Genomic DNA, 23551 nt, shown 5'->3' on the forward strand with positions numbered 1-23551 from the left:
CCTCCATTACATAAGACCCTTATCTTTTAGTCGGTCACGTGCAGATTTACCATCAGCTTTAGGTTCTGTTTTAATCTCTGCTTTTGCTTCTTCGACAACCTTAGCGTCTTTTGTTTTTAAATCTTCTATAAAGTCTTTACCTTTTTCAACAACATTTTCTAATTTATCCTCTAAGGATTCACTTTGCTCTTCGAGTACAGCGCTAGACTTTAGAACGAAATTAGCTACATAAGTTCCTAAAAGTGTTCCTACAGCAAATGATGCAAAAGAAGAAATGCCCTGATAACTACCAAAGACTGAAATTGGCGTCAAAAACTCAACAATTAATGCAGCCACTAAAACTAAAGTTACAACAAAAATAAGACGAGGTAAAAATGCTTGTTGATAGATAAACCCTTTTTTACTTTCGGGTGCCATTTGCAATTCTTTACTATTTACTATTTTATTAACAAAACGGTAAACACCATTGCCATTAGATTCTCTCCAGTATAAAAAGATTCCGAAGAGAATAGCTGAAATAAATATAATTAACTCTAGTCCCATAGTTTTTGATTTAGTCTGCAAAATACTTAAAGAAGTATTGAGCAAAACGTTCTACTAAATTAGTCTAATTTTATTATATATTGTTACGAATTGTTTGAATAACCCAATCCTGTAACGACGCATCCCAAGTTTTATATTGTTTATAAAACTCCTGTTTATCATACCAATACATAAATAATACATCTTTAGGAGCAATATTTACCAGTAGTTTCCAAATTAAATCCTGATGTGTTGGATGCAAGCTCGAATGCGGTTCGTGCATAGCCTCGAACAAATCGTCATCTACAATATCTACAATTTTATATTGGTTACTGGTTTCTAATTTTTCTAAGTAGCGCTCTACACTCATGATCTTTTTTCGTGTATCGATATCCACTTTGTTTAAATAACTTTTAAATAATAAGGGATCATTTAGAATATCACTTATAGGATGCTGCGTATCTTTTAAATGTCTGGCAAACTCAAATTTCTTAATCCGTTCGTAACGCTTCGTTTTTACAATCTCCTCCAAATCATAGGCAATAATAATATGATCGCGAAGTTTTTCCATAAGTTCTGGTTGCGAAATGTGAAAAATCATCACTTCATGCAATGTATCTTTAATGGCTTCTTTGTACCACTTCATATCTTCAAAAACAACAATTGGCGTGATAAAATCACGAAGTACAAAGACACCTCCAAAAGATTTTGTATAAAATGAATCGGTGACATAATTAACAGATCTCAAACTTAAATCTCGCTCTCTTAAATCACCATATTTTGAAGCCGACTCCAGTAGTTTATTGTGAATTTCTTCATCGATAAAATTATTACCTGCTTTAAATTTCTCGATAAGCACTAATTGCTCATCTCTCACATGATCTAAATTATCAATAAGATGAAATTTAATAGTTACTATCTGATATCTAAGTACGTCTAAAGGCTCATAAAATGTATCGATATTCTGATCAAAATCAATACAAATCGCAGAATCACGCGTGATATCGTTGATTTTTTCTCCATGCGTTTTAAAAACCAATTGCATCATTTCCCTGTCAAATGTATGATATGGTAAATAAACTGGCTTTTTATTTTGCAAAGGAGATATTATAATTCCATGCGGATTAGATTCGCCATTACACAAGTAGTTCTCATCGTTTTTTTCTTCAGCTATTTCAGGGCTCCAACCTATGCCGTCTATTGAAAAATGCGTCAGTTTTGTTTCGGCAAATCCCAATTTTTTAAGGCATTTATTATAACGCTCAACTAGCTTTCCGCTAACGGGAATTAATTCGCTTCTATATAAATTGGCTAATTTTAGTTTGTCCATTTTAGTCTAACACCTTATGAATTTGTAAATATTGTAATAATACAATTGTTCTGGTATCTATAATTTTTCCATTATTTAGCATATCTATCGCTTCAGAATACGGGATTTCTAAAACCTCAATATCTTCTTGTTCGGTTGCTAATCCGCCTCCAGAATCTACTTTCATTTCATCTGTGTATTCAGCGATAAAAAAATGCATTTTTTCAGTCAGCACACCAGGAGAAGAAAACCCTTCATAAACTTTTTTCACTGTACTAATTTCAAAACCTAGTTCTTCCCTAACTTCTCTCATAATACAGGTTTCGGGATCATCATCATCTAATAAACCACCACAAATTTCATTTATAAAACCATCTTTAGCACCATTCAAATATGCTGGCATTCTAAATTGTTTTATCAATAGTACCGTTTTCTTCTTACGGTTATACAAGAGTATACCAGCACCATCTCCTCTATTATAAACCTCCCGATGCTGTCTCTCCCATTTGCCATCGCTTGTCATATAATCAAAAGACAACTTTTTAAGGATGTAATGCTGATCAGAAAGTACGGTTTCTTTTATGTGTTTAATATGATTAATCTTGTTTTCCAAATTGCGCTCTAGCTTCCAAATCGATATTTAACTGATTAACTCTGGCATCGACTTTTCGTTTAAAATCGGTATCGGCAATGGTAGCAACATTATCGAGATAACGCACCACTTCTTGTCGGCGGATTTCAGAAAAATCTAAGCCTTTCATATTCGCTCGCATTAATTCCTGCAACATATTAAACTTGGTTTCATAATCTTTTTTGAAATAGAAATCCGGATTCTCAAACCAGTCTTCTTCCAAATCAAAATCTGTTAAACGCAAGGACACAGCACTTTGGATATTTCGTACGTCACGAGACGAGAAAAATGGAAACAGCTTCTGAATTTCCTTATACAGATGTGCATAAAACAAGTGTTGATTGGTTTTAAAATGCTTTTCGGTTTTATCATAAGCTTCTAATACACGCTCTTCTGTAGGTTTATCAGACACGTTTAAGATTTCTCCCATATTTTTTGCCAAGCCTTGATCTTGCAAATAGCTATAATTTTCTGGGCCTTGCATATTTACAAAGTCTGGCATTGTTGTATCCAGTTTACGCCACCATAAATGATCCTGATCTAAAAAGTCATGTTCTGTACGCGCACCATCAATTTTAAAACGTCCCTGTACACGAGAGATGACCGCTTTATCTAGCATTTCGGGAAGATTCGTAAATAATCCTATAGAACTATTTCCGTAGTTCACTGCATAAGCACCTTCGGTGTATCTCAAAAACACTCCAATTACTTCTTTAACACCTGCGGAAACGCCCTGAGCTGTACGTTCCTGTAAGTTGTTTTCAGCATCATCAATAGGCGCAAATATTAGTTTTGAAGGATCCTGTAAGGGTTTCATCCACTCGACCATTTTTTCGGCCGAACCACCTTGAAACGTAGAAATTAAAGTATCTGGCATTGGGTGAAACAAAAACGGAATGTCTAAGTTGTCACAATGTTCTTTAAGACGAGTTGCAATAGCAGCAATCAACATACTTTTTCCAGTTCCCGGAATTCCATAACCCATAAATACAGGCATAAATCCGCCTAACTCCTGAAACGGATTTTTCTTAGCATCAAAATCATAACTCAGCATACGTTCGGTTAAACGACGCGCAAAGTGTTTTGCATCTCTGTTTCCAACGATTTGCTCAAACTGAATTTTATTAAACTCAACGCTTTTTGCTGCACCTTGAAATACATTATCCCAACCAGATACAGCAAAATCTGATTTTTCGAGTTTGTAAGTTCTATCGACAACTGTTTCGGTATATTCCAAACTACTTTTTCGCATTTGGATTTCAGCAATTAAAGCTTCAAAATACACCACAGTAAAATCAATAACATCTTTATCAGATTTGATAATTTCAGGATGTCCTAAATACTTATCATAATAGAACAAGGCACAAGAAATCCCTTTTAAAGGTGTCATAAGTGACACCTCAGGAATACCTGCAAACTTATTTTTCATAACGCTTAAATCATCAGAAGCAATAGGTTTTAGATCGTGTAAAATTTTATAGGCTGTTGCAAACAACATAAATGCGGTTCCGGTTTGCATTTTACTTTCATATTCACGCTTTCCAGAATTATCTAAAGCCGATTTGTTTTCGGACAAACTCGATAATCCTGAGGCATCATAGTAGCTGTCTTTAATCCAAATCCCTAAAGTGATTCCTTCCTGAACAGCATAAAGCGTCTGATTTAAGTGAATTGGAATAGCGATAGACTCTGGCAATAAACGCTTCTTTAATTCGAGAATTGTTTTTGAGACAGATGTCACACTTGTCCCACCATTTCCTTTTGCGCGAGACAAGTACAATAAAATGGATTCATCATTGGCATCTTTGTCTTTATTTTTTGCTCGTTGTCCTTGCTCCCATTGGATGCTTTTAATATATGATGTAGCTTCATCACGAAGCATATCGAGTTCGTTTTGTTTTATAGGAAATGTTGAGTTGTGTTCCATATGTTGAATCTTCAATAGACTGTCAGAGTTTTCCAGTATGATATACTAGAACTGAGACTGTTATTTTATTATTTATTATTTATTAAATCTGCAATCTGAATAGGCGCTTTAGCGAGTTTATTCATGATTTCAGGAGTTTTGTTATATAGCAATTGTATGATTCTATGTGGTGCAAACACATAGCGTTGTTTAAAGACAGTATCCCATTTTTGAAATGTTTGTTTACTAAAAAAGCTACCTTCTTTAAATTCGCTACTTGAGCTTACTTCATCTATTTTGAATGAAATAGCATAGGATTCTAAAGGAATTGTTTTTTTAGCAATACCTTCTAAAATAGCATGAGTCACTTTATTTTCATCTTTAGCAAATACGTTATGAATGGGTCCTAAATCCACACGTTTTATTAACTTAGGAAATACTTTAGGTAAACGCTTATCGATGGCATAGGCCATCATATCTAATGCTAATTCTCTATCGGCAACTGTTTTTAATGCATAATAGATATCTTCCCGTTCTTTATGCGGATGACTACCATCGTAGTTAAAGTACATATAGCAAATAAACGGTCGGTTGTGTGAGACCTCATAAAAACTCCAGCTTACTAAATATTGTCCGGGAGCGCCTTGAGGTGCGTCAATAATTTTACCCTGAACAAACCGATTAAAAATGTATTCTTTTTTGGCCGACTTGTAATAAACTATAGAGGCTGCCTGAAACAATTTTCGCTTAGCAATTGGTTCTTTTTTACGTAACAATGTATCTAAAAACTCTTCTTTTAAAGCATCAACATTGGTTAGTTTACCTAAATAATCTTCACGTAATCCCAAGTCGTTAAACAAATAGCGAAACTCCAGATAATTAGGAAATCCCGAATCGGTTAAATCGACCTTCATATTCTCCTCTTCGTCATACATATATTTGACACGCATGGCTTCGATAGAATACAACAACAAATCACAATACTGCTTAAATAAAAGGACTTCTTTCTCATTAAGGATGTGTTGTTGTTGAACAGCAACGATTAGTTCTTTAAGCGCAAAGTCTATCATTTTATGATAGAAAACATATTGCTCTTTAGAGTCTAATACAGCTGAATCTAATGGTGTTACAATCATTTATTAATCTTGAATATTAAGAATTTAAGGGTTTTGATGCGATGTAATGAAACTCACGTTCTAAATCATATTTAAATCGTTTGACACTTCGTCTTATAATGAAATAGGGAATCCCAAACATCAACAAGGCATGTAATGCAATAAAAGGAATCATATAAAACGGTTTATCACCTCCTGCAGTTCCAAAGATAAAAGTCATGATAAAAACAGTATAAATCAGCATTGCGAAAATGAAAAAAAACATGATGATTCCTGTAAATCCGGTAATCTGGCTTTCAATTATCAATGTATCAGAAACCTGCCTGTAGTTACCAGACACTGTAGCTACATTCATTTTTGTATCAAAGAAACGTCGTTTTCTTTTGAACTTAAATCCATCGTAATTAACCACGCCTTTATATTCATTTTTGCTCGATGAAAATACATCTCCAAAATCTGAGAACACACCAAGAGAAGACTCATCAACTTGACGTTTTAATCTTGAAATAAATTCTGATTTAGAAATATTCATTTCTGTTGTAAAGTCGTCTATTAGTTTTATGTTTCTTAGAAAGTTTTCCATTATCTGCGCCTTTGCGTTAAGGATTGATACGGCATCCTTTTTTCGTTTTTTAGAAAAAAGATATAGTGGAAAGCCTGCCCAAACCATCGCGAGAATACGGGATGGTTTGGGAACGCCATCATTATATTAAGACAATAAATCGTCGTCGTTAGATTCTGGTTTTGGCTCACCTTCTGGCTCACCTCCTCCATCTGATGGTGCATTTGGATCGGCACTGTAATATTCATCAAAAATCTCTTTCATATCAATACCATAGCGGTCTGCAAAATTTTTCTGAATTTCAGAATCCTTTGTTCTAATTTCTTTTAAAGCTTCAGCATAACTGCCATAAACGCCTTGCATAACTTTTTCATGAACAGGAATATTGTCCATCATTTCCTGACGCGCTTTAGCACTTGCTGTATGCATAGCCGCTAGAGTTTCTCCAATATGTTCATCGGTTTTAACACCTAAATGTTCTAAAATTGCAGCAAATTCCTGGTCTGTACGCGCCTTTAAAGCCACAACATAACCGTCATAATATTTTAAACGCTCGTCGGTATCACTTTTAAGTTTAGCACGATGCGTTTGTAAATTACTACGCAAAGAGGTTAATACTTTGATGGTTAAATTATGCTTGTGCACGAAACTATCTTTTGAAGCCGCTAAGGTGGTGTAAGCGTTTTTAAGTCCTTCGAGTTCTTCTACTTTTTGCTCGAGTTGAGTCACTTTAGCCAAAGCATCTGAATACTCTGTAGATTGCTTATCGGCAACTTCCTCAAGAGCTTGACGTGCTTGCTTAAGTAAAGCATATTGCTCTTCGAGTTGCGCTTCAACTTGCTTCTTTTTCTCTAAAGCTTTGGTATGATTATTACTCGCTTCAACAATCGCTGTTTTCAGGCTTTCTTCAACTTCTTTGATTTCGAGTTCCCGATCTTTAAGACGCTTGATAGCTGCCTGACTTTTAAACGAAAGTTCGTTTAATAAAGTTTGTACGTCGGCACTTTCGATACGCTGCTGAAACATGGCTTTAGCTTTATTATCGGAAGCATCTCGTTCTTTTTGAGCTGCTTTTAATTCTTCTTCAGCCTTTTTGATTTTTCCTTTTCTTCCAAAAAGGTTATTCCAGAATGTATCAGGTTTGGCATTGGCATCTTCTAATTCGATTTTAGCACGTTCGAGACGCTTAATCGCATCATCGATGATTTTCTGTTCAGCAGGATTTAGTGCAGAAAAGCCTTCAAACATAATTCCGACCTCATCTTGATAATCGGTTAAATCTTTAATAGCGTCTAATAACGTAGAACGGTCTTTTTCGGCCATATCTACAACATTATCTAAGGTGGCATTTAAGATTTTCTGACGACTTTCTGGATCATCCTCTTGGGCGAGCTTCGACTTCATCTGGTCTATAGCTTTTCCCCAATTTACATCTACTTTCTCAGTTTTTTCGTTGGAATTCGTTTCTAATAAATCAAAATCATCAGACATATTATGTTGTGTATTAAAGTTGAACAATATTTAGGACAAGCAATTTCGTTAAAAAATATGATTTTAAAAACTTAATACGCTTAAAATATGAGTATCAAAATATAATATTTTGTTACAAACTTTATTCTGAAACCATTTGTCGTTATCTTTAGGTTTTAAAATTTTACGACTATGAAACATTTAAATCTTGTATTGCTTATATTATGCTTAGCTGTTGTGTCTTGTAAATCGGATAGCAAGAATGAAACGACCAATGCGATGGAAACCAACTCTAAGGATGTGGTTGCCGAAACCGTTTCTGAAGAACAACAACTAAATATTCATCCCATTTCGCACGCTACAATGGTACTAACTTATGGCACAGATGTACTATATGTTGATCCAACAGGAGGCGCTGAAGCTTTTGAAGGACATACCAATCCTAAAATTGTACTGATTACTGATATTCATGGAGACCATTACAGTATTGAAACCTTAAAGACCTTAGATTTATCTGCTTCTACGATTATTGCACCAAAAGCTGTAATCGACCTTTTTCCTGAAGATTTAAAGACGAAACGAAACGTTGTTTTAGATAATGGAGAAATGGCTACAATTGATCATTTTACATTTGAGGCCATACCAATGTATAACTTACGAGAAGAAGCCTTAAAGTTTCATCCTAAAGGACGTGGTAATGGCTATGTTATTACTGTAGCTGGTGAGCGTATTTATATTTCAGGTGATACTGAAGATATTCCTGAAATGAGAGCACTGGAAGCTATTGATAAGGCCTTCGTTTGTATGAACTTACCGTATACAATGACTGTTGATAAGGCTGCAGAAGCTGTATTAGAATTTAAACCAAAAACGGTTTACCCTTATCATTATAGAGGAACGGATGGCTATAGTGATGTAGAAAAATTTAAGACACTTATCAATCAAGGAGACGAAACAATTGAAGTGATTCAATTGGAGTGGTATAAGGAATAACAACTATTTTATCGATTAAGTGTAACTTTTTATAGATAAATAGCTTGTTTTTTAAATATTATCGTATATTTGAAGACCAAATCAAATTAAACCTAGTGTAATGCTAACTACTTATACTTCAAATATTTCGCTTGTAAGCACGATGCAACTTACCATAGTTCTCATCGTAACAGCTTCTATATTCTTAATTTTTATTGCGATAGCCATTATTAAGATGTATAAGTTAAAGGCAGAAAACAAACGATTAACCGATAATAGCTTCTATAAATCTGAAATAGATAAAAGCTACCAGGATTTTACCGATGGTCATTTATATGATAACAATAACAATTAATATGTTAGATGTTGCTGATAATGAAAGACTAATACGTGTATTGTCAATAGCATTAATTACCATTTTAGCATTACTGGTTTTGAATTTGATAAAAATTCGTACTTTAAAGAAAGACAACAAAAAACTACACAAACAAATAGAAAAACAATAAAAAAACCAGCGATTGCTGGCTTTTTTATTATAATTTAATGGTTTAACGAACCAGCTTTTTATATTTAATACGCTTTGGCATGAGATCACCTCCCAGACGTTTTTTCTTATTTTCTTCATAGTCTGAAAAACTTCCTTCAAAGAAATACACCTGACTATCTCCTTCAAAGGCTAAAATATGTGTACAGATACGATCTAAAAACCATCTGTCGTGAGAAATAACCACAGCACAACCTGCAAAATTTTCCAGACCTTCTTCTAAGGCTCGTAATGTATTCACATCAAGATCATTTGTAGGCTCATCCAAAAGTAGCACGTTGCCCTCTTCCTTGAGAGTCATTGCCAGATGCAAACGGTTACGCTCACCTCCTGAGAGTAAATTTACTTTCTTATTTTGCTCACTTCCTGAAAAGTTAAAGCGACTTAAATACGCTCTAGAGTTCACCTGCTTTCCTCCCATCATGACTAATTCTTGCTCGTCACTAAAGTTTTGCCAAATGGATTTTTCTGGATCTATATTGGCGTGCTTTTGATCGACATAGGCAATTTTTGCAGTCTCACCTACAATAAACTCACCTTTATCTGGAGTTTCTTCTCCCATAATCATTCTAAAAATGGTCGTTTTACCAGCACCATTTGGTCCGATAACACCAACAATTCCAGCTTGAGGAAGATTAAAGTTTAAATCTTCATAGAGTAACTTATCGCCATAGCCTTTGCTCACGCCTTTCGCTTCTATAACATTGGTTCCTAAACGCGGACCATTAGGAATATAAATTTCAAGTTTTTCGTCAAGCTGTTTTTGATCCTGACTCATGAGTTTGTCATAGTTTTTTAAACGTGCTTTTTGTTTGGTTTGTCTGCCTTTTGCACCTTGACGTACCCATTCTAACTCTCGTTCTAAAGTTTTTTGACGTTTTGAAGCCGTTTTGCTTTCTTGTGCCATTCGCTTAGATTTTTGATCTAACCAGGACGAATAGTTTCCTTTCCAAGGGATGCCTTCTCCGCGATCAAGCTCTAATATCCATCCCGCTACATTATCTAAGAAATACCTATCGTGCGTTACTGCAATGACTGTTCCTTTATATTGGGCTAAATGATGTTCTAACCAATGTACCGATTCGGCATCTAAATGGTTGGTAGGCTCATCTAACAGTAATACATCAGGCTCTTGTAGTAATAAACGACAAAGTGCCACACGACGTCGTTCACCTCCAGATAATACACCAATTTTTTTGTCGCCATCTGGTGTGCGCAGAGCATCCATGGCGATTTCTAATTTTGTATCTAATTCCCAGGCATTCGCAGCGTCAATCTGATCTTGAAGTACGGCTTGTCGGTTCATAAGCTTTTCCATTTTATCAGGATCGCTGTACACTTCTTCTAAACCAAACTGGTCATTGATACTATTGTATTCATCCAAAATAGCTACAGTTTCAGCAGCGCCTTCACGAACAACTTCCATAACCGTTTTTTCATCATCCAATTGAGGCTCTTGTTCTAAATAACCAACAGAATAATCTTGTGAAAAGACCACATCACCCTGAAAATTTTTATCAACACCTGCTATGATTTTAAGAAGTGTCGATTTACCAGAACCATTAAGACCTAAGATTCCGATTTTTGCTCCGTAAAAAAAGCTTAAATAAATGTTTTTAAGTACTGGTGTATTAGCCGATTGAAATGTCTTTGTTACACCAGACATTGAGAAAATTACTTTTTTATCATCACTCATCACACACGTCCTTTTAATGCATTAAACACCCAAGCTATAGCGAAAAAGCCAATACCTACTGCTGCAAATCCCCAACCTGCAACATCATCATACCGAAATGCACCAAGAGCTATTAAACCTAATCCTACAATTATCATTATCGTGGTAGCCCAAGCTAACACTGTATTTTTATTCATTGCCATATTCTTTTCTTAATTTTAGATAGTTAGTCTAAAGACAAATATCGTGATTTTAAACTAAAAAAAGCATCCTATATCAGATGCTTTTTTTTAGCTATTAATCGATTGAGGTGATATTAATCCATTGGAACTTCAACAATAATTAATTCTGCATTATTAATTGCTTTAATTTCAACATTCTCCGTGTCATAAACACCCATAGCGTCTCTAGCTTCCAATTGGTTTGCTCCAACTTCTACGGCGCCTTCAACAACAAAAATATACAATCCGTTAGTTTTAGATTTCAATTTAACAGCGATACTTTTATCCTGCTCCAGATAACTTCTATACATATAAGCTTGCTGATGAATAGGTAAAGCGTCACCCACTAACTTGTCATTTGGAGCTACAACTGTTTGCAGTTTATTGTGTTTCCCTTCGGGTGCAAATGCACGTTGTTCATAGTTTGGAGCAACATTGTTCTGTTCAGGAATTATCCATAACTGCAGAAAATTTACAGCATCCGTTTTACTATCGTTAAATTCAGAATGTGTAATCCCTGTGCCAGCACTCATCGCCTGAATTTCTCCAACCTCAATCGCTCGTTTATTTCCCATACTATCTTTATGAGATAAAGCACCTTTTAACGGAATAGAAATAATTTCCATATTTTGATGAGGATGCGTTCCAAATCCCATTTTAGGTTGAACAACATCGTCGTTTAACACACGAAGCGCTCCAAAATTCATACGCTTTTCGTTGTGATAGCTAGCAAAACTAAATGAATGGTAAGATTTTAGCCATCCATGATTTACATACCCTCTGGTATCTGATTTGTGAAGTATTGTTTTCATAACATTTATTATTAATGTGCTGGTAGAAATCCCATCTTACCCATTTGGTAATCTCGCATTGCTTCCAACAATTCAGTTTGTGTATTCATTACATAAGGTCCGTAAGTAGCAACGGGTTCATGAAACGGTTCTCCAGACAGAAACAGCAATGTACTATCCGTTTGCGCTTCAATTTTAAACCCTTCTCCATCCTGATGAAATTGTAGGAGTTGATGTTCATTCAATTCTAAGATTTCGGTGTCGTTAACACTAACCTTTCCTTTTATAAGATATAGCATTCCTTTATGCGAATTACTAAACCTTATCTGTTCAATTCCACCTGACTTAGCCGTAATCATAAATGCATTTACAGGCGTTTGTGTTGCTATTTTTCCGTAGGTATTTTGAAATTCTCCAGCTATAATACGGGTTTCCACTTTGTTATCTTCGGAAATGAGCACATTGAATTCCTCGTGCTTTGCATGCTGATAATTAGGCTGAATCATCTTTTTTTCAGCAGGAAGATTTAGCCACAACTGAATGCCTTCAATAGTCCCTCCTTTTTTTACAAATGTTTTATTCGGACCTTCAGCATGAATTATACCACGACCAGCAGTTGTCCATTTCACATCACCTGCTTTCACCACGCTTTCGTTTCCTAATGAATCGCGATGTAATTGCTCACCTTGAACTAAAAATGTTACAGGTTCAAATCCTCTATGTGGATGCGGTCCTAAATCAAACGGATTGTTCTTTTCACTGATTTGATATGGTCCGTAATGATGCAATAAAATAAATGGATCAACCATTTCAATTTCTGAAGTTGGTAAAGGTTGACGCAATCTAATTGGTCCCATATTTACGAAATCACTTCGTCCTATTGTTTGTATTGTATTTAGTTTCATTTTATTATAGTTTTATTTCAATATTTTCCATGGAAACTATTTAGTTAAAAAAATACGCTAACGTATTTTATCGAGCAGATCACTTAATTGACCAGCTTCCTTTTCAGTTAAATTCTTTAAGATATCGTCTTTAAAATCTTTATCAATTTCATCTAATAATCCGAGTCCCTTAGTTGTAATATTAATATGTACAACTCTTCTATCGTCTGGGCATGGCAAACGCTCTATTAAGTGTTTATCACAAAGTTTATCCATTAAACGTGTTGCATTAGGCGCACGTTCTAACATACGTTCTTTAATGGTTTGCACTTTAATAGGCTCACCTGCTCCTCGCAAAATCCTTAAAATATTAAATTGCTGTGGTGAAATTCCAAAAGGTTTAAAAAAGGCATTTTGATGACTATTTATCCAATTAGCCGTATAAATGATGTTCAATAATGCTTTAACCTTACTATTTGGAAAGCTTGAATTTATATCTTTAGAAAGATCTCCCATGAGTTGTTTTTATTTAAAATAACGTATCGTTATACTCCTGTTTTTTCTTAAATACAGCAGCTGCAAAAGGACATAAAGGTAATATTTTGATGTGTTTATCTCTGGCATATTCTACTGATGCCTCTACTAATTTATAGCCAATACCTTGCCCTTTTAAAGACGCGTCAACTTCGGTATGATTGATAATAATTTTATCAGATCCAGCATAGCTGTAAGTCATTAGGGCTTTTTCTACGCCATCAACCTCGTAATAAAAACGTCCTTTTTGTCCGTTAGATTCGTGTTTGATTTCCATAATTATAAAGATGTTTTAAACGCTTCTATTTCGTTTAACAATTGGGCTTTCAAATCTTCATTAACAATACTTCCGTCTTGAAAATTTGTCCCAAATGAAGGTAACGAAAATTTAGCGACAATTGATGCATCGTGTCTCGGAAACCTGTCTCCAGCAATGTCTAAAACAGATTGTCCTCCTCTACCTCCAGGAGATGTTGCCATTAGTAACATAGGTTTCCCAAGAAATGTTTTTTGTTCTGCTCTGGACAACCAATCGAAAAGATTTTTAAACGCTGTGGTGTAAGCTCCGTTGTGTTCAGCTAATGAAATAATAATTCCATCAGAAGATTTGATATGCTCTAAAAATTTGTAAACGTTTTCTGGTATACCATGAGCAACTTCGTGATCGATGCCGTAAATAGGCAATTCAAAATCATTCAAATCTAAAACTGTGACTTCAACGTCTTCAACCAGAGATGAAGCATAAACTGCTAATTCTTTATTTATTGAGTTTTTACTATTACTACCTGCGAATGTGATGATATGTTTCATAAGTATTACTTGCTAATTCTTTTGTTAAATATATACGATACGATTAATAGCACTAATGCCAATAATGCACCTGTTTGTTCTCCGTCTCCAATCATATAGTGCGCAAAGAAAGCTAATATAAATGCAAAAAAGAATCCTGCATAAGCCCACTCTTTAATCACTTTAAAATTTGGATTCCACAATGCCACTAAACCTAAAAGTTTAGCAACTGCATAGGGATAAATAATGTAAGTTGGATATCCAAAATTTGTAAACATAACTGATACGTCATCATGTTTAAAAAAATACATGCTCACTGAAAATAACATCAATAGAGTCAATAATCCTGTGGCTACATAAAAAATAATTTTATCTCGTTTCATGTAATTATGGTTTTTGTTGGTACAAATATAGCATAAAAAAATTTATATTCCAAGGAATATATTTCCATGTTATATATTTTAACAAAATATTCGCTTTTTAATCCGTTAAGGGTTTTGTAAATTCGTGGGAAATAAAATAGATTATGGATTTAAACTTCAATAAGAACGAAGATCACAATAAATTACTCCTTTCCGACTTAAAAAAACGCTTAGCCCAAGTTAAACTCGGTGGCGGCGAAAAACGAATAGCGAAGCACCATTCAAAAGGAAAAATGACCGCTAGAGAGCGTATCGATTATCTTTTAGACTCTAAAAAACCATCGGTAGAAATTGGAGCTTTTGCTGGAGATAATATGTATGAAGACCATGGTGGTTGTCCATCTGGTGGCGTTGTTGTTAAGATAGGATATGTTAAAGGCAAGCAATGTATCGTTGTTGCTAATGATGCTACTGTAAAAGCTGGAGCATGGTTTCCTATTACTGGAAAAAAGAATTTACGCGCACAGGAGATTGCCATCGAAAATCGTTTACCTATAATATATCTGGTAGATTCAGCAGGTGTATATCTGCCAATGCAGGATGAAATTTTTCCTGACAAAGAACATTTCGGACGCATATTTAGAAATAATGCTGTAATGAGTAGCATGGGCATAACACAAATCGCTGCTGTTATGGGAAGTTGTGTTGCTGGTGGAGCTTACCTCCCTATTATGAGTGATGAGGCTTTAATTGTAGATAAAACCGGAAGTATATTTCTAGCTGGAAGCTATTTAGTAAAAGCGGCTATTGGAGAAACCATTGATAATGAAACCTTAGGTGGTGCAACAACGCATTGTGAAATCTCTGGTGTTACCGATTACAAAGCAAAAGATGACAAAGATGCTCTAGAAACCATTCAGCGATTAATAGATAAAATTGGTGATTATGACACCGCTGGTTTTAATCGCGTTGCTGCAAAAAAACCAAAAGAAAATCCGCAAGATGTTTTCGGAATTTTACCAAGATCCAGAGCCGATCAATACGATATGAAAGAGATTATCAAACGTCTTGTTGATAATTCTGAATTTGATGAATACAAAGAAGGCTACGGAAAAACCATTATTACAGCCTATGCACGAATTGATGGCTGGGCCGTTGGTATTGTAGCTAATCAACGTAAGCTTGTAAAAACGAAAAAGGGTGAAATGCAATTTGGTGGTGTTATTTATAATGACAGTGCTGATAAAGCCACACGTTTTATTGCTAATTGCAACCAGAAAAAAATTCCGTTAGTCTTTTTACAAGATGTCACCGGATTTATGGTGGGAAGCAAATCTGAACATGGCGGCATTATTAAGGATGGTGCAAAAATGGTAAATGCAGTGAGTAATTCGGTGGTTCCAAAATTTACGATTGTTATCGGAAACAGTTATGGTGCAGGTAATTATGCCATGTGTGGAAAAGCTTACGACCCAAGACTTATAGTGGCGTGGCCAAGTGCTGAATTAGCAGTGATGAGTGGAAATTCGGCGGCGAAAGTTTTGTTACAAATCGAAAAAGCATCACTTCTTAAAAAAGGGGAAAACATTACCGAAGACAAAGAAAAGGAACTGTTTGACAAGATAAAAAACAGATACGATAATCAGGTGTCTCCATACTATGCAGCTGCTCGCATATGGACAGATGCTGTTATTGATCCGTTGGATACTAGAACATGGATTAGCATGGGTATTGAAGCTGCCAACCACGCTCCTATCGAAAAGCCATTCAATATGGGTGTTTTACAAGTGTAATATGAAACAACACAAACGCAGATCGCCAGCTTACATAATTTTATTACTCATATTGGCTGGTGAGGCTGTGTTTATATTACCTTTTGTATTACAACGTATATTCAGACCTACATTTTTAGATGTATTCAATATTAACAATGAAGATATCGGCTATTGCTTTTCCGTTTATGGCCTTGTAGCCTTTTTTTCATATCTATTCGGTGGGCCTTTAGCAGATAGATTCAAGCCTAAAAACTTAATGGCAGCTGCCTTAATTTTAACAGCTTTAGGCGGTTTGTATTATGCAACTTATCCCGAATATACTTATTTAAAAGTACTTTATGGATATTGGGGATTTACGACCATTTTTCTGTTTTGGGCAGCCATGATAAAAGCTACCAGGATTTGGGGAGGAAAAGAAAAACAAGGCATCGCATTTGGTTTTTTAGATGGAGGACGCGGATTAGTAGCTGCCTTATTTGGTTCTCTAGGTGTGTTTGTGTTTTCTTTTTTTATTGAAACCGATATTTCAGAAGCCACCTTAATCGAGCGTCAGCATGCATTCAAATATGTTATATTAATATCCTCTGGACTTGTGGCGCTTATAGGAGTTTCGGTCTACTTTTTTCTGGGTTCACTACAATCTGATGAAGAGACAGAAAAAAACACCATTACGATTTCCGATGTTAAAAATGTATTGAAATATAAGACTGTCTGGTTATTAATGCTTATAATTTTATGTGCCTACACAGGATATAAAGCCACAGATATTTTTACATTATATACCAAAAATGTTATGAATTATGATGATATAGCATCAGCAAAAGTTGGTACATCATTATTATACCTCAGACCAATAATTGGAGTAACTATTGGATTTTTAGCCGACAGAACCAAAGCTTCGCTATGGCTTATTATCGGATTTATACTGGCAATTTTATCGAGCTTAATTTTTGCTTCTGGAATTATTAATGACGGAGATACTATCTTGTTTTTTATAAATATCATAGCCATAGCTATAGGAGTCTATTCTTGCCGTGTTTTGTATTTTGCAACTTTAGAAGAAGCCAACATACCTTTAACGCTTACAGGAACTACAGTCGGACTTGTTTCTATTATAGGCTATACTCCCGATATTTTTTCGGGTCCGATGTTTGGAATATTATTAGATAATGAAAATAAAATACTAGGACTTCAAAACGCTTTTATGGTATTGGCTCTATTTAGTTGTGTCGGACTAATTGCATCTTATATATTTTACAGACATACTAAACAAGCTACCCCTTAAAGACCAAATCTAATGTCTTTTGCCTTTGGATTTTTCTATTAGGAGTTTCGATAAACTTATTGGTATTGTAAACAACTTTTGGGACTTCAAATTTATCTAAATCTTCAAATAACGAAGTATCTATAGTATTAGAATCTCCTTCTACTACCAAAATCACCTTTTGCCCCAAATCTTTATCCGTTTCCGAGGAAATAAAAAAACGGTTTTCAATTTTATCCTGAAGCTTAGCTTCTATGACTTCGGGAAATAATTTAACGCCTCCAGAATTGATCATATTATCATAACGACCTATAATCTTGAATTGGTTATCAGATAACATCTCTACCACATCGTTAGTAATTATAGTATGATCTGCAAGAGCTGGAGCATCAATAATTAAACAGTCTCTATCATCTTTTGAGATTGAAATATCACGAAGGGTTTTAAAATTAGGCGCTGTTTCAGAAGTATTATTGAGTTGCCTTATTGCAATATGACTTACGGTTTCGGTCATTCCGTAGGTTTCATAAACAGTAGCTTTACAATTTTGTATAGCAGCCATTAACGTACCAGATACGCGAGCTCCTCCTACAATGATTGTTTTTATATGTTGTATTCGGTCTAATGAGTTTTGCAGTTGCAACGGAATCATGGCGCAAAAATCATATTCCTTTAAATCATCATAAGATGGTATAGATGTCGGTGGAGCCATATCTAATTCTAAGCCTAAAATCATTGCTCTAACCAGCATCATTTTCCCAGCAATATATTGGCATGGCAAACAATGTAACGCTTTATCACCAGGTGCTAAACCAAAGAAATCTCCAGTCATAACCGAAGAATTTACCATTTGCTGCTTTTTTATTTTGATAAGTTTTGGAAGCCCTGTAGATCCTGATGTTTTAGTTAACACATAATCTTTATCATCTAACCAGTCTAATAAAAAATTTCCAATAATCTGCTCATAAGCTTCTCCCTCTTTTACTAAACTATAAGCGACCTCTTTTAAATCCTCATGGTCAAAGTTTATTCCATTGAGTTTAAATCGTAAATGTATTTTATCAAACTTTGGCGTCATTTTTGGTATGATATTAGCTGAGTTATTATATTATTTTTAACTAATCAAAGTTAATATAAATATTAAAATAATTCTATATTTGAAATTAACCTATTATTAAATGAAGAAGTTATTCATCCTATTGTTGCTGGTTCCAATTTTGAATTGGTCGCAAGACTTTTCTGATGAAGATTATATTTATCTGAAACGTTATGAGCACATTGAAATAAAACTGAACAAAGACCAATTTGACATTACTAAAAATGTGTCTGAGCAAGCTGAATACTTAACAGCCAGAAAATTATATTTTGCTAACGAAGCGATGCATTTTGATAGTTTTAGATCTATTGAAGATATTGAAGCGTTTACCTTAATTCCTGAGACTAATAAAAAAATAAAAGTCGATTATATTGAAACCAAACGCGAGTTTGACAATGGTGTCTTTTACAGTGATCAGGAATCAAAAATTTTTACATTTCCAGCGGTAACCAAAGGAGCTGTTACACAACTTAATTATAAAGAAATTATTAAAGATCCTCATTTTTTGGGCTTATTCCGCTTTGGAACGTTTGTACCTACTAAAAGTGCGCAATTGTCTATTGAGTTTCCTTCTAATGTTACTATTGGGCATATCGATTTTAACACACAACATATCGATCTCGATTTTAAAAAAGAAACCAAAGGAAAAAAGACAACTTATACATGGACAGTTAATAATATTGACGGATATCAGGGCGAAGAAGACAGTGAAGCTGTATTGTACTATTTACCGCATATCATTGTCTATATTAAAAGTTATGAGAAAAATGGCAAAACCATTAATGTTCTCAATGATGTTAGTGACCTTTATAAATGGTATACCTCTTTAGTTGATCAAATTGATGACGATGCATTGGATCGCGTTTATAAAATAGCTGACGACATTGTTGCGCCATTAGAAACCGATAGAGAAAAGGCAGAAGCTATTTTCAATTGGGTTCAAAATAACATAACGTATGTCGCATTTGAGGATGGTCTCGGTGGCTTTGTTCCGCGTGGTGCTGCCAGTGTTTGTGATAAACGCTATGGTGATTGTAAAGACATGGCAAACTTGCTTTATGAAATGCTAAATCATGTTGGTATTACATCCTACAGAACATGGATTGGCACTAGAAATAGAAACTATTCTTATTTTGAAGTTCCGACGCCTATGGTAGACAACCATATGATTACTACTACAATTGTTGAAAATGACACTATTTTTCTCGATGCAACAGATAGCTATGTGCCGTTTGGAATGCCTAGTGCCTTTACACAAACCAAAGAAGCTTTATTAGGTATCGATAATGACAATTTTAAAGTTGTTAAAGTTCCTGCGCAAGAACCTGAGAAAAATCTAACGACTGTAACTACTCATATGCAATTGGATGATAGGCGTGTTAAAGTATCTGAAAAACGAGCCTTGACAGGTTATGACAAAGTTGAATTTATTTCAGAATACACCTATAATAAGGACACTAAAACGGAAGAAGAATATCTCAATACAACATTAGCTCTTGGTAATAATAAAACGAAATATAACAATATCACTAAGTCAAATTTTGATAATAAAAATACACCTTTAGAACTAGCCTATGACTTAGATATCGATAGTTATGCCAAATCTATTGGAGATAAGATATACATCAATTTAAATATTGACCGCACACTTTCAAAAAGCAATATCGATACTAAGGACCGAAAATACAGTAAGAAAATAGATTACAAATTTCAGAAAGCATTTACCACAACTTTCAAAATTCCTGAAGGTTACACAGCAAGCTATATTCCGAAAGAGGCTTCATTTGAAGATCCACAATACGGTTTTGATATATCTTATCAAGTCAAGGACGATATTATCACACAAACCAAAACTATTTACGTCAACACCTTAAGTATTAAAAATGAAGGCTTTGACCAATGGAATGGCTTTATAAAAAGCTTAATTAAAGCCTATAAAAAAAGTATAATTTTAGAACAAAAACAATGATAAAGAACATTGCATTTTTATGCCTATTAGTGACGACAACATCTAGTTTCGCACAATACTATAAAACCTACGATTGGGCAGAAAACCCAACAATACATGAGATTTCAGCTGAAGACGCTAACGAATCTTCAATTGGTATTCTTAAAAAGCATATTGTTGAGTATGCATCGGGTGATTCAGATCAAATACCGAGGCGTTTTGAGACCGAACATACGATTGCACGAGTCAATGATGATAAAGGTATTGCCCAGCACAATACGGTTTATATTCCTATGTATGATGTAAAAACTGTTGTTGATATCAAAGCCAGAACCATCAACTCTAAAGGAAAAATAACTCTTTTAAACCAAGATAATATCAAAGAGGTTAAAAATGTTGATGAGTATGGAGATTTTAAAATATTTGCTATTGAAGGCGTTGAAAAAAACTCTGAAATTGAAGTCTTATACACAGTCGAAAAAGAGTTTGACATGTATGGATCTGAAACCCTTCAAACCGATTACAAAATTAAAAAATCTCAGTTTTTATTTATCGCAGGTGCTCTAAACTCAAATATAAAAGCGTATAGAACGACATCAAACTTTGAGTACATTAAGGTAAATGGAAAAGATGAGAAACTCTTGACTATTACTGATGTTCCTGCCATGATTGATGAAGAGTATTCGACACCAAAAGCGAATAAAATTGCTGTGGTGTACCAATGTTTTCCAAATGGTCAAAATATCACACAACAAATGTTTTGGAACAATGTCGCAAATAATGTCGGCAATCGTTTCTTTGCTGAAAACGTCGTAAAAAAAGCCCAAACTGATGTTGATAAAATTATCGAAGGTCAGAGTGATTTAAGCGATTTCAAAAAAGCGATGCTGATTGATAATTTTGTAAAAACGAACTTCACTATTGTTAAAAATAATAATGAAGAACTATCAGATTTAGACTATATTCTTGAGAATCGCTCATCGAGTGATTTTGGAATTATGAAGGTTTACGGACAATATTTAAAAGCCTTAGATGTCGACTACGAAATTGTCGTGACAGCAAATCGTTTTCTAAATAAATTTGACCCTGAGTTTTTTATTCCAGGCATGTTAAGAGACTTCTTAATTTATTTGCCTTCAGAAAAAAAATACATTGCACCAGATAGAATTGAAGCCAGAGTTGGTGAAGCACCATTTAATATTCTTGGAAATTACGGATTGTTTATTCCATCAGATTTTGACTACTACTTTTCAAAAATTGTCGAAGAAGATCCTGATTTTAGTAGAATAAAAAGAGATATGGATATTTCTATCGATGATGATTTTGAAAAAGTCACAATCATTGAAGATCAGGAATACTATGGCCATTGGGCAGAAACCAGCAGAGCTGTTTTAAATTTATCTTCGGAAGAAAATATTAAAGAATACAAAGACTATTTAACTGGTGCAGGTATTGAAGACAAAGAAATACTAAGCTATAGTGAAGCCAATGCTGATATCAATCAGGTGGGCTACAACTTACCATTTAAGGTTAAATCTACGATTTCTTCTGAATCTTTACTTGAAGATGCTGGTGACAGTTATATCTTTCAGGTAGGATTAGTTATTGGTACACAAAGTGAGTTGTATCAAGAAACGGAACGTATCAACCCCATTGAAATGACTTATCCTAATCGTTACAATTATGAGATTATCGTACATATTCCTGAAGGGTATTCTGTTGAAGGTCTTAGCTCTTTAAATATTGATAAAAGTTATATTGGCAGAACTGGCGAAAAACTTGCTAAGTTTGAATCTTCTTATAAAAAAGAAGGCGATAAAATCATCATCACTATAGAAGAGTTTTATAAAACTCATGAATTTAGTGTTAGTAAATATGAAGACTTTAGAGGTGTCATTAATGCTGCATCCGATTTTAATAAAGCTGCTATATTGTTTAAAGCAACTGAATAAACATGAATTTCTTATAAATAAAAAAGCGACTTCACAGTCGCTTTTTTTTTATTCTTCTATAATTTTATAATCCTCTTTTGGAGGCTCATGAATCTTACCAAATAACTTGTCTTTCCAGTTATTCCATTTGTAGACTTTTGAAAAAATAAATAGAATAATCGGGAAAATAATAAATACAGGTAAAACCATATCGATAAATTCCAGTTTTGGTTCTGCAACGTCTTTTAATATGGAATGTGTTTGAAAAGCTGTCCAATTTGCCGTTACTAATAAAGCAGTAAATAAATTATTGGCGGCGTGAAAGCCTAAAGCGAGCTCTGTCCCTTCATCCATTAAAGTCATAATTCCGAGAAATAAACCAGTTCCGATATAGTAAATAAGCAAACTATAACCTAGTTTATCAATTTCAGGATTGGCGATATGTAATAAGCCAAAGATTGCAGAGGTTATTAATAAAGGTGTCCAATTTCTCTGACACAAAGCTCTAAGTTTTTTGTAGCTATTAGATTCAAGTCCATTAGTTTTTTTGATAATTTGAAATAAAATTATACCCAAAACAATCACTATTACTAATAATAATCCATTTTGCATATACCCCATAGAATATTTAATATTTAATATGATAAACAATGGGATTGTTATAATTGAAATCAAAAATGCAAATGGGAAGCTTTTCTCAGTAGTAGCTGTACCAAAACCTTGCATCAAATACCCTCTAAAAATATATTCTTCTAAACTCGTTTGAATAGGGATTAATACAATCGCAATTACTGCTAGGATTAAAAAGCGTTTCATTTCAAAATTATACTCATAGCTCTCAGGAGATAGGAAAAAATAATCGATTAATACCAATCCTGATGAAATAACGCCCCAAAATATAAATGCGAACCAAATACGTTTCCAGTCCAGCTTTTTTCTCGATGTTGCAACAGACGTTAATTTTTGACCGTGAAGCGCTTTTACAGCGATATACAGTCCTATAAACCCAACTGCAAACGACAACAAAGCTAAAAACAAAAACAAGTTGGGGTCCAGCATTTGATACATGCTTGTTTCAGAAATATTTCCAATACCAGTTCCATCTTCAATAGCTTTAAAAATAACAGCACCGAGTAGTGGAAATTGTCCGATTAAGGCTGCAACAAAAATAATAAGAGAGCCAATAAGGTATCTCCAAAACTCATGTCTGACTTTAAATGCTTGTGCTATAAACATATATTCTTTTTTTT

23 protein-coding genes are annotated in these 23551 nt (G+C 34.4%); 6 read left to right on the forward strand and 17 right to left on the reverse strand.

Features of this window, described 5'->3' with window-relative positions:
• Positions 1 to 6 precede the first annotated feature (6 nt).
• The 7 genes from H7350_RS07585 to H7350_RS07615 form a co-directional block, all read right to left on the reverse strand.
• Complete coding sequence (locus H7350_RS07585; RefSeq protein ID WP_204345299.1) at positions 7 to 543, reverse strand: hypothetical protein; 537 nt, start codon at positions 541 to 543, stop codon at positions 7 to 9.
• A gap of 73 nt (positions 544 to 616) precedes the next feature.
• The gene (locus tag H7350_RS07590; RefSeq protein ID WP_204345300.1) at positions 617 to 1852 is read right to left on the reverse strand and encodes a DUF6638 family protein; all 1236 of its coding nucleotides are present in this window, start codon (positions 1850 to 1852) and stop codon (positions 617 to 619) included.
• A 1-nt stretch (position 1853) separates the two neighbouring features.
• Positions 1854 to 2444: an NUDIX domain-containing protein gene (locus H7350_RS07595; RefSeq protein ID WP_204345301.1), complete on the reverse strand. Its 591-nt coding sequence runs from the start codon at positions 2442 to 2444 to the stop codon at positions 1854 to 1856.
• Entirely contained in the window at positions 2428 to 4389 is a 1962-nt protein-coding gene (locus H7350_RS07600; RefSeq protein ID WP_204345302.1) for an AAA family ATPase, read from the reverse strand. Before H7350_RS07600 ends, H7350_RS07595 begins: the two co-directional genes overlap by 17 nt.
• 68 nt (positions 4390 to 4457) lie before the next feature.
• Positions 4458 to 5504: a hypothetical protein gene (locus tag H7350_RS07605; RefSeq protein ID WP_204345303.1), complete on the reverse strand. Its 1047-nt coding sequence runs from the start codon at positions 5502 to 5504 to the stop codon at positions 4458 to 4460.
• Positions 5505 to 5520: 16 nt separating this feature from the next.
• On the reverse strand, positions 5521 to 6066 hold the full coding sequence (locus tag H7350_RS07610) for a hypothetical protein (RefSeq protein WP_204345304.1): 546 nt from the start codon (positions 6064 to 6066) through the stop codon (positions 5521 to 5523).
• Positions 6067 to 6192: 126 nt separating this feature from the next.
• Positions 6193 to 7536, reverse strand: coding sequence for a coiled-coil domain-containing protein (locus tag H7350_RS07615; RefSeq protein WP_204345305.1), 1344 nt, complete (start codon positions 7534 to 7536; stop codon positions 6193 to 6195).
• 171 nt (positions 7537 to 7707) lie between these two features.
• Between H7350_RS07615 and H7350_RS07620 the strand changes: the two genes are divergently transcribed.
• Together H7350_RS07620 and H7350_RS07625 are read left to right on the forward strand one after the other, a co-directional pair.
• Positions 7708 to 8508 carry an MBL fold metallo-hydrolase gene (locus H7350_RS07620; RefSeq protein ID WP_204345306.1) on the forward strand — a complete coding sequence of 267 codons (801 nt, stop codon included), beginning with the start codon at positions 7708 to 7710 and terminating at the stop codon, positions 8506 to 8508.
• A gap of 100 nt (positions 8509 to 8608) precedes the next feature.
• The gene (locus H7350_RS07625) at positions 8609 to 8842 is read left to right on the forward strand and encodes a hypothetical protein (RefSeq protein ID WP_204345307.1); all 234 of its coding nucleotides are present in this window, start codon (positions 8609 to 8611) and stop codon (positions 8840 to 8842) included.
• 193 nt (positions 8843 to 9035) lie between these two features.
• Here the strand turns inward: H7350_RS07625 and ettA are convergent, their stop codons facing one another.
• The 8 genes from ettA to H7350_RS07665 all read right to left on the reverse strand — a co-directional run bounded on the left by ettA (position 9036) and on the right by H7350_RS07665 (position 14308).
• Positions 9036 to 10727, reverse strand: coding sequence for an energy-dependent translational throttle protein EttA (gene ettA / locus H7350_RS07630; protein WP_204345308.1), 1692 nt, complete (start codon positions 10725 to 10727; stop codon positions 9036 to 9038).
• Positions 10727 to 10909, reverse strand: a complete 183-nt coding sequence (locus H7350_RS07635; RefSeq protein WP_040249340.1) for a CAL67264 family membrane protein — start codon at positions 10907 to 10909, stop codon at positions 10727 to 10729. The genes ettA and H7350_RS07635 overlap by 1 nt, the downstream gene beginning before the upstream one ends.
• 113 nt (positions 10910 to 11022) lie before the next feature.
• Positions 11023 to 11739 carry a pirin family protein gene (locus H7350_RS07640; protein WP_204345309.1) on the reverse strand — a complete coding sequence of 239 codons (717 nt, stop codon included), beginning with the start codon at positions 11737 to 11739 and terminating at the stop codon, positions 11023 to 11025.
• Positions 11740 to 11750: 11 nt separating this feature from the next.
• Complete coding sequence (locus tag H7350_RS07645; RefSeq protein WP_204345310.1) at positions 11751 to 12623, reverse strand: pirin family protein; 873 nt, start codon at positions 12621 to 12623, stop codon at positions 11751 to 11753.
• Positions 12624 to 12680: 57 nt separating this feature from the next.
• Positions 12681 to 13118 carry a MarR family winged helix-turn-helix transcriptional regulator gene (locus H7350_RS07650; protein ID WP_204345311.1) on the reverse strand — a complete coding sequence of 146 codons (438 nt, stop codon included), beginning with the start codon at positions 13116 to 13118 and terminating at the stop codon, positions 12681 to 12683.
• A 13-nt stretch (positions 13119 to 13131) separates the two neighbouring features.
• Positions 13132 to 13413: a GNAT family N-acetyltransferase gene (locus H7350_RS07655; RefSeq protein WP_204345312.1), complete on the reverse strand. Its 282-nt coding sequence runs from the start codon at positions 13411 to 13413 to the stop codon at positions 13132 to 13134.
• Positions 13414 to 13415: 2 nt separating this feature from the next.
• Positions 13416 to 13946 (reverse strand): NADPH-dependent FMN reductase, encoded by a 531-nt coding sequence (locus H7350_RS07660; RefSeq protein ID WP_204345313.1) that lies wholly within the window; start codon positions 13944 to 13946, stop codon positions 13416 to 13418.
• 5 nt (positions 13947 to 13951) lie between these two features.
• Positions 13952 to 14308, reverse strand: coding sequence for a DoxX family protein (locus tag H7350_RS07665; protein ID WP_204345314.1), 357 nt, complete (start codon positions 14306 to 14308; stop codon positions 13952 to 13954).
• Positions 14309 to 14451: 143 nt separating this feature from the next.
• Between H7350_RS07665 and H7350_RS07670 the strand changes: the two genes are divergently transcribed.
• Together H7350_RS07670 and H7350_RS07675 are read left to right on the forward strand one after the other, a co-directional pair.
• The gene (locus H7350_RS07670) at positions 14452 to 16080 is read left to right on the forward strand and encodes an acyl-CoA carboxylase subunit beta (RefSeq protein WP_204345315.1); all 1629 of its coding nucleotides are present in this window, start codon (positions 14452 to 14454) and stop codon (positions 16078 to 16080) included.
• A 1-nt stretch (position 16081) separates the two neighbouring features.
• Positions 16082 to 17347 (forward strand): MFS transporter, encoded by a 1266-nt coding sequence (locus H7350_RS07675; protein WP_204345316.1) that lies wholly within the window; start codon positions 16082 to 16084, stop codon positions 17345 to 17347.
• On the opposite strand, the gene H7350_RS07680 is transcribed toward H7350_RS07675, so the two are convergent.
• On the reverse strand, positions 17337 to 18404 hold the full coding sequence (locus H7350_RS07680; protein ID WP_204345317.1) for an AMP-binding protein: 1068 nt from the start codon (positions 18402 to 18404) through the stop codon (positions 17337 to 17339). The genes H7350_RS07675 and H7350_RS07680 overlap by 11 nt on opposite strands.
• Before the next feature lie 100 nt (positions 18405 to 18504).
• Here H7350_RS07680 and H7350_RS07685 point away from each other — a divergent pair, with 100 nt between their 5' ends.
• Positions 18505 to 20391, forward strand: coding sequence for a DUF3857 domain-containing protein (locus tag H7350_RS07685; protein ID WP_204345318.1), 1887 nt, complete (start codon positions 18505 to 18507; stop codon positions 20389 to 20391).
• Positions 20388 to 22322, forward strand: a complete 1935-nt coding sequence (locus H7350_RS07690) for a DUF3857 domain-containing protein (protein ID WP_204345319.1) — start codon at positions 20388 to 20390, stop codon at positions 22320 to 22322. The genes H7350_RS07685 and H7350_RS07690 overlap by 4 nt, the downstream gene beginning before the upstream one ends.
• Before the next feature lie 48 nt (positions 22323 to 22370).
• On the opposite strand, the gene H7350_RS17015 is transcribed toward H7350_RS07690, so the two are convergent.
• Complete coding sequence (locus tag H7350_RS17015) at positions 22371 to 23537, reverse strand: CPBP family intramembrane glutamic endopeptidase (RefSeq protein WP_235989291.1); 1167 nt, start codon at positions 23535 to 23537, stop codon at positions 22371 to 22373.
• Positions 23538 to 23551 lie beyond the last annotated feature (14 nt).

The sequence above is a fragment of the Psychroserpens algicola genome, assembly GCF_014526325.1.
GTDB lineage: Bacteria > Bacteroidota > Bacteroidia > Flavobacteriales > Flavobacteriaceae > Psychroserpens > Psychroserpens algicola.

Coding starts and splice junctions, on each gene's coding strand:
- H7350_RS07600 (WP_204345302.1), bottom strand. CDS start 4,389: ATGGAACACAACTCAACATTTCCTATAAAACAAAACGAACTCGATATG.
- H7350_RS07660 (WP_204345313.1), bottom strand. CDS start 13,946: ATGAAACATATCATCACATTCGCAGGTAGTAATAGTAAAAACTCAATA.
- H7350_RS07635 (WP_040249340.1), bottom strand. CDS start 10,909: ATGGCAATGAATAAAAATACAGTGTTAGCTTGGGCTACCACGATAATG.
- H7350_RS07680 (WP_204345317.1), bottom strand. CDS start 18,404: ATGACGCCAAAGTTTGATAAAATACATTTACGATTTAAACTCAATGGA.
- H7350_RS07670 (WP_204345315.1), top strand. CDS start 14,452: ATGGATTTAAACTTCAATAAGAACGAAGATCACAATAAATTACTCCTT.
- H7350_RS07685 (WP_204345318.1), top strand. CDS start 18,505: ATGAAGAAGTTATTCATCCTATTGTTGCTGGTTCCAATTTTGAATTGG.
- H7350_RS07625 (WP_204345307.1), top strand. CDS start 8,609: ATGCTAACTACTTATACTTCAAATATTTCGCTTGTAAGCACGATGCAA.
- H7350_RS07640 (WP_204345309.1), bottom strand. CDS start 11,739: ATGAAAACAATACTTCACAAATCAGATACCAGAGGGTATGTAAATCAT.
- H7350_RS07620 (WP_204345306.1), top strand. CDS start 7,708: ATGAAACATTTAAATCTTGTATTGCTTATATTATGCTTAGCTGTTGTG.
- H7350_RS07655 (WP_204345312.1), bottom strand. CDS start 13,413: ATGGAAATCAAACACGAATCTAACGGACAAAAAGGACGTTTTTATTAC.
- H7350_RS07585 (WP_204345299.1), bottom strand. CDS start 543: ATGGGACTAGAGTTAATTATATTTATTTCAGCTATTCTCTTCGGAATC.
- H7350_RS07675 (WP_204345316.1), top strand. CDS start 16,082: ATGAAACAACACAAACGCAGATCGCCAGCTTACATAATTTTATTACTC.
- H7350_RS07615 (WP_204345305.1), bottom strand. CDS start 7,536: ATGTCTGATGATTTTGATTTATTAGAAACGAATTCCAACGAAAAAACT.
- ettA (WP_204345308.1), bottom strand. CDS start 10,727: ATGAGTGATGATAAAAAAGTAATTTTCTCAATGTCTGGTGTAACAAAG.
- H7350_RS07650 (WP_204345311.1), bottom strand. CDS start 13,118: ATGGGAGATCTTTCTAAAGATATAAATTCAAGCTTTCCAAATAGTAAG.
- H7350_RS07610 (WP_204345304.1), bottom strand. CDS start 6,066: ATGGAAAACTTTCTAAGAAACATAAAACTAATAGACGACTTTACAACA.
- H7350_RS07590 (WP_204345300.1), bottom strand. CDS start 1,852: ATGGACAAACTAAAATTAGCCAATTTATATAGAAGCGAATTAATTCCC.
- H7350_RS07605 (WP_204345303.1), bottom strand. CDS start 5,504: ATGATTGTAACACCATTAGATTCAGCTGTATTAGACTCTAAAGAGCAA.
- H7350_RS07645 (WP_204345310.1), bottom strand. CDS start 12,623: ATGAAACTAAATACAATACAAACAATAGGACGAAGTGATTTCGTAAAT.
- H7350_RS07690 (WP_204345319.1), top strand. CDS start 20,388: ATGATAAAGAACATTGCATTTTTATGCCTATTAGTGACGACAACATCT.
- H7350_RS07665 (WP_204345314.1), bottom strand. CDS start 14,308: ATGAAACGAGATAAAATTATTTTTTATGTAGCCACAGGATTATTGACT.
- H7350_RS17015 (WP_235989291.1), bottom strand. CDS start 23,537: ATGTTTATAGCACAAGCATTTAAAGTCAGACATGAGTTTTGGAGATAC.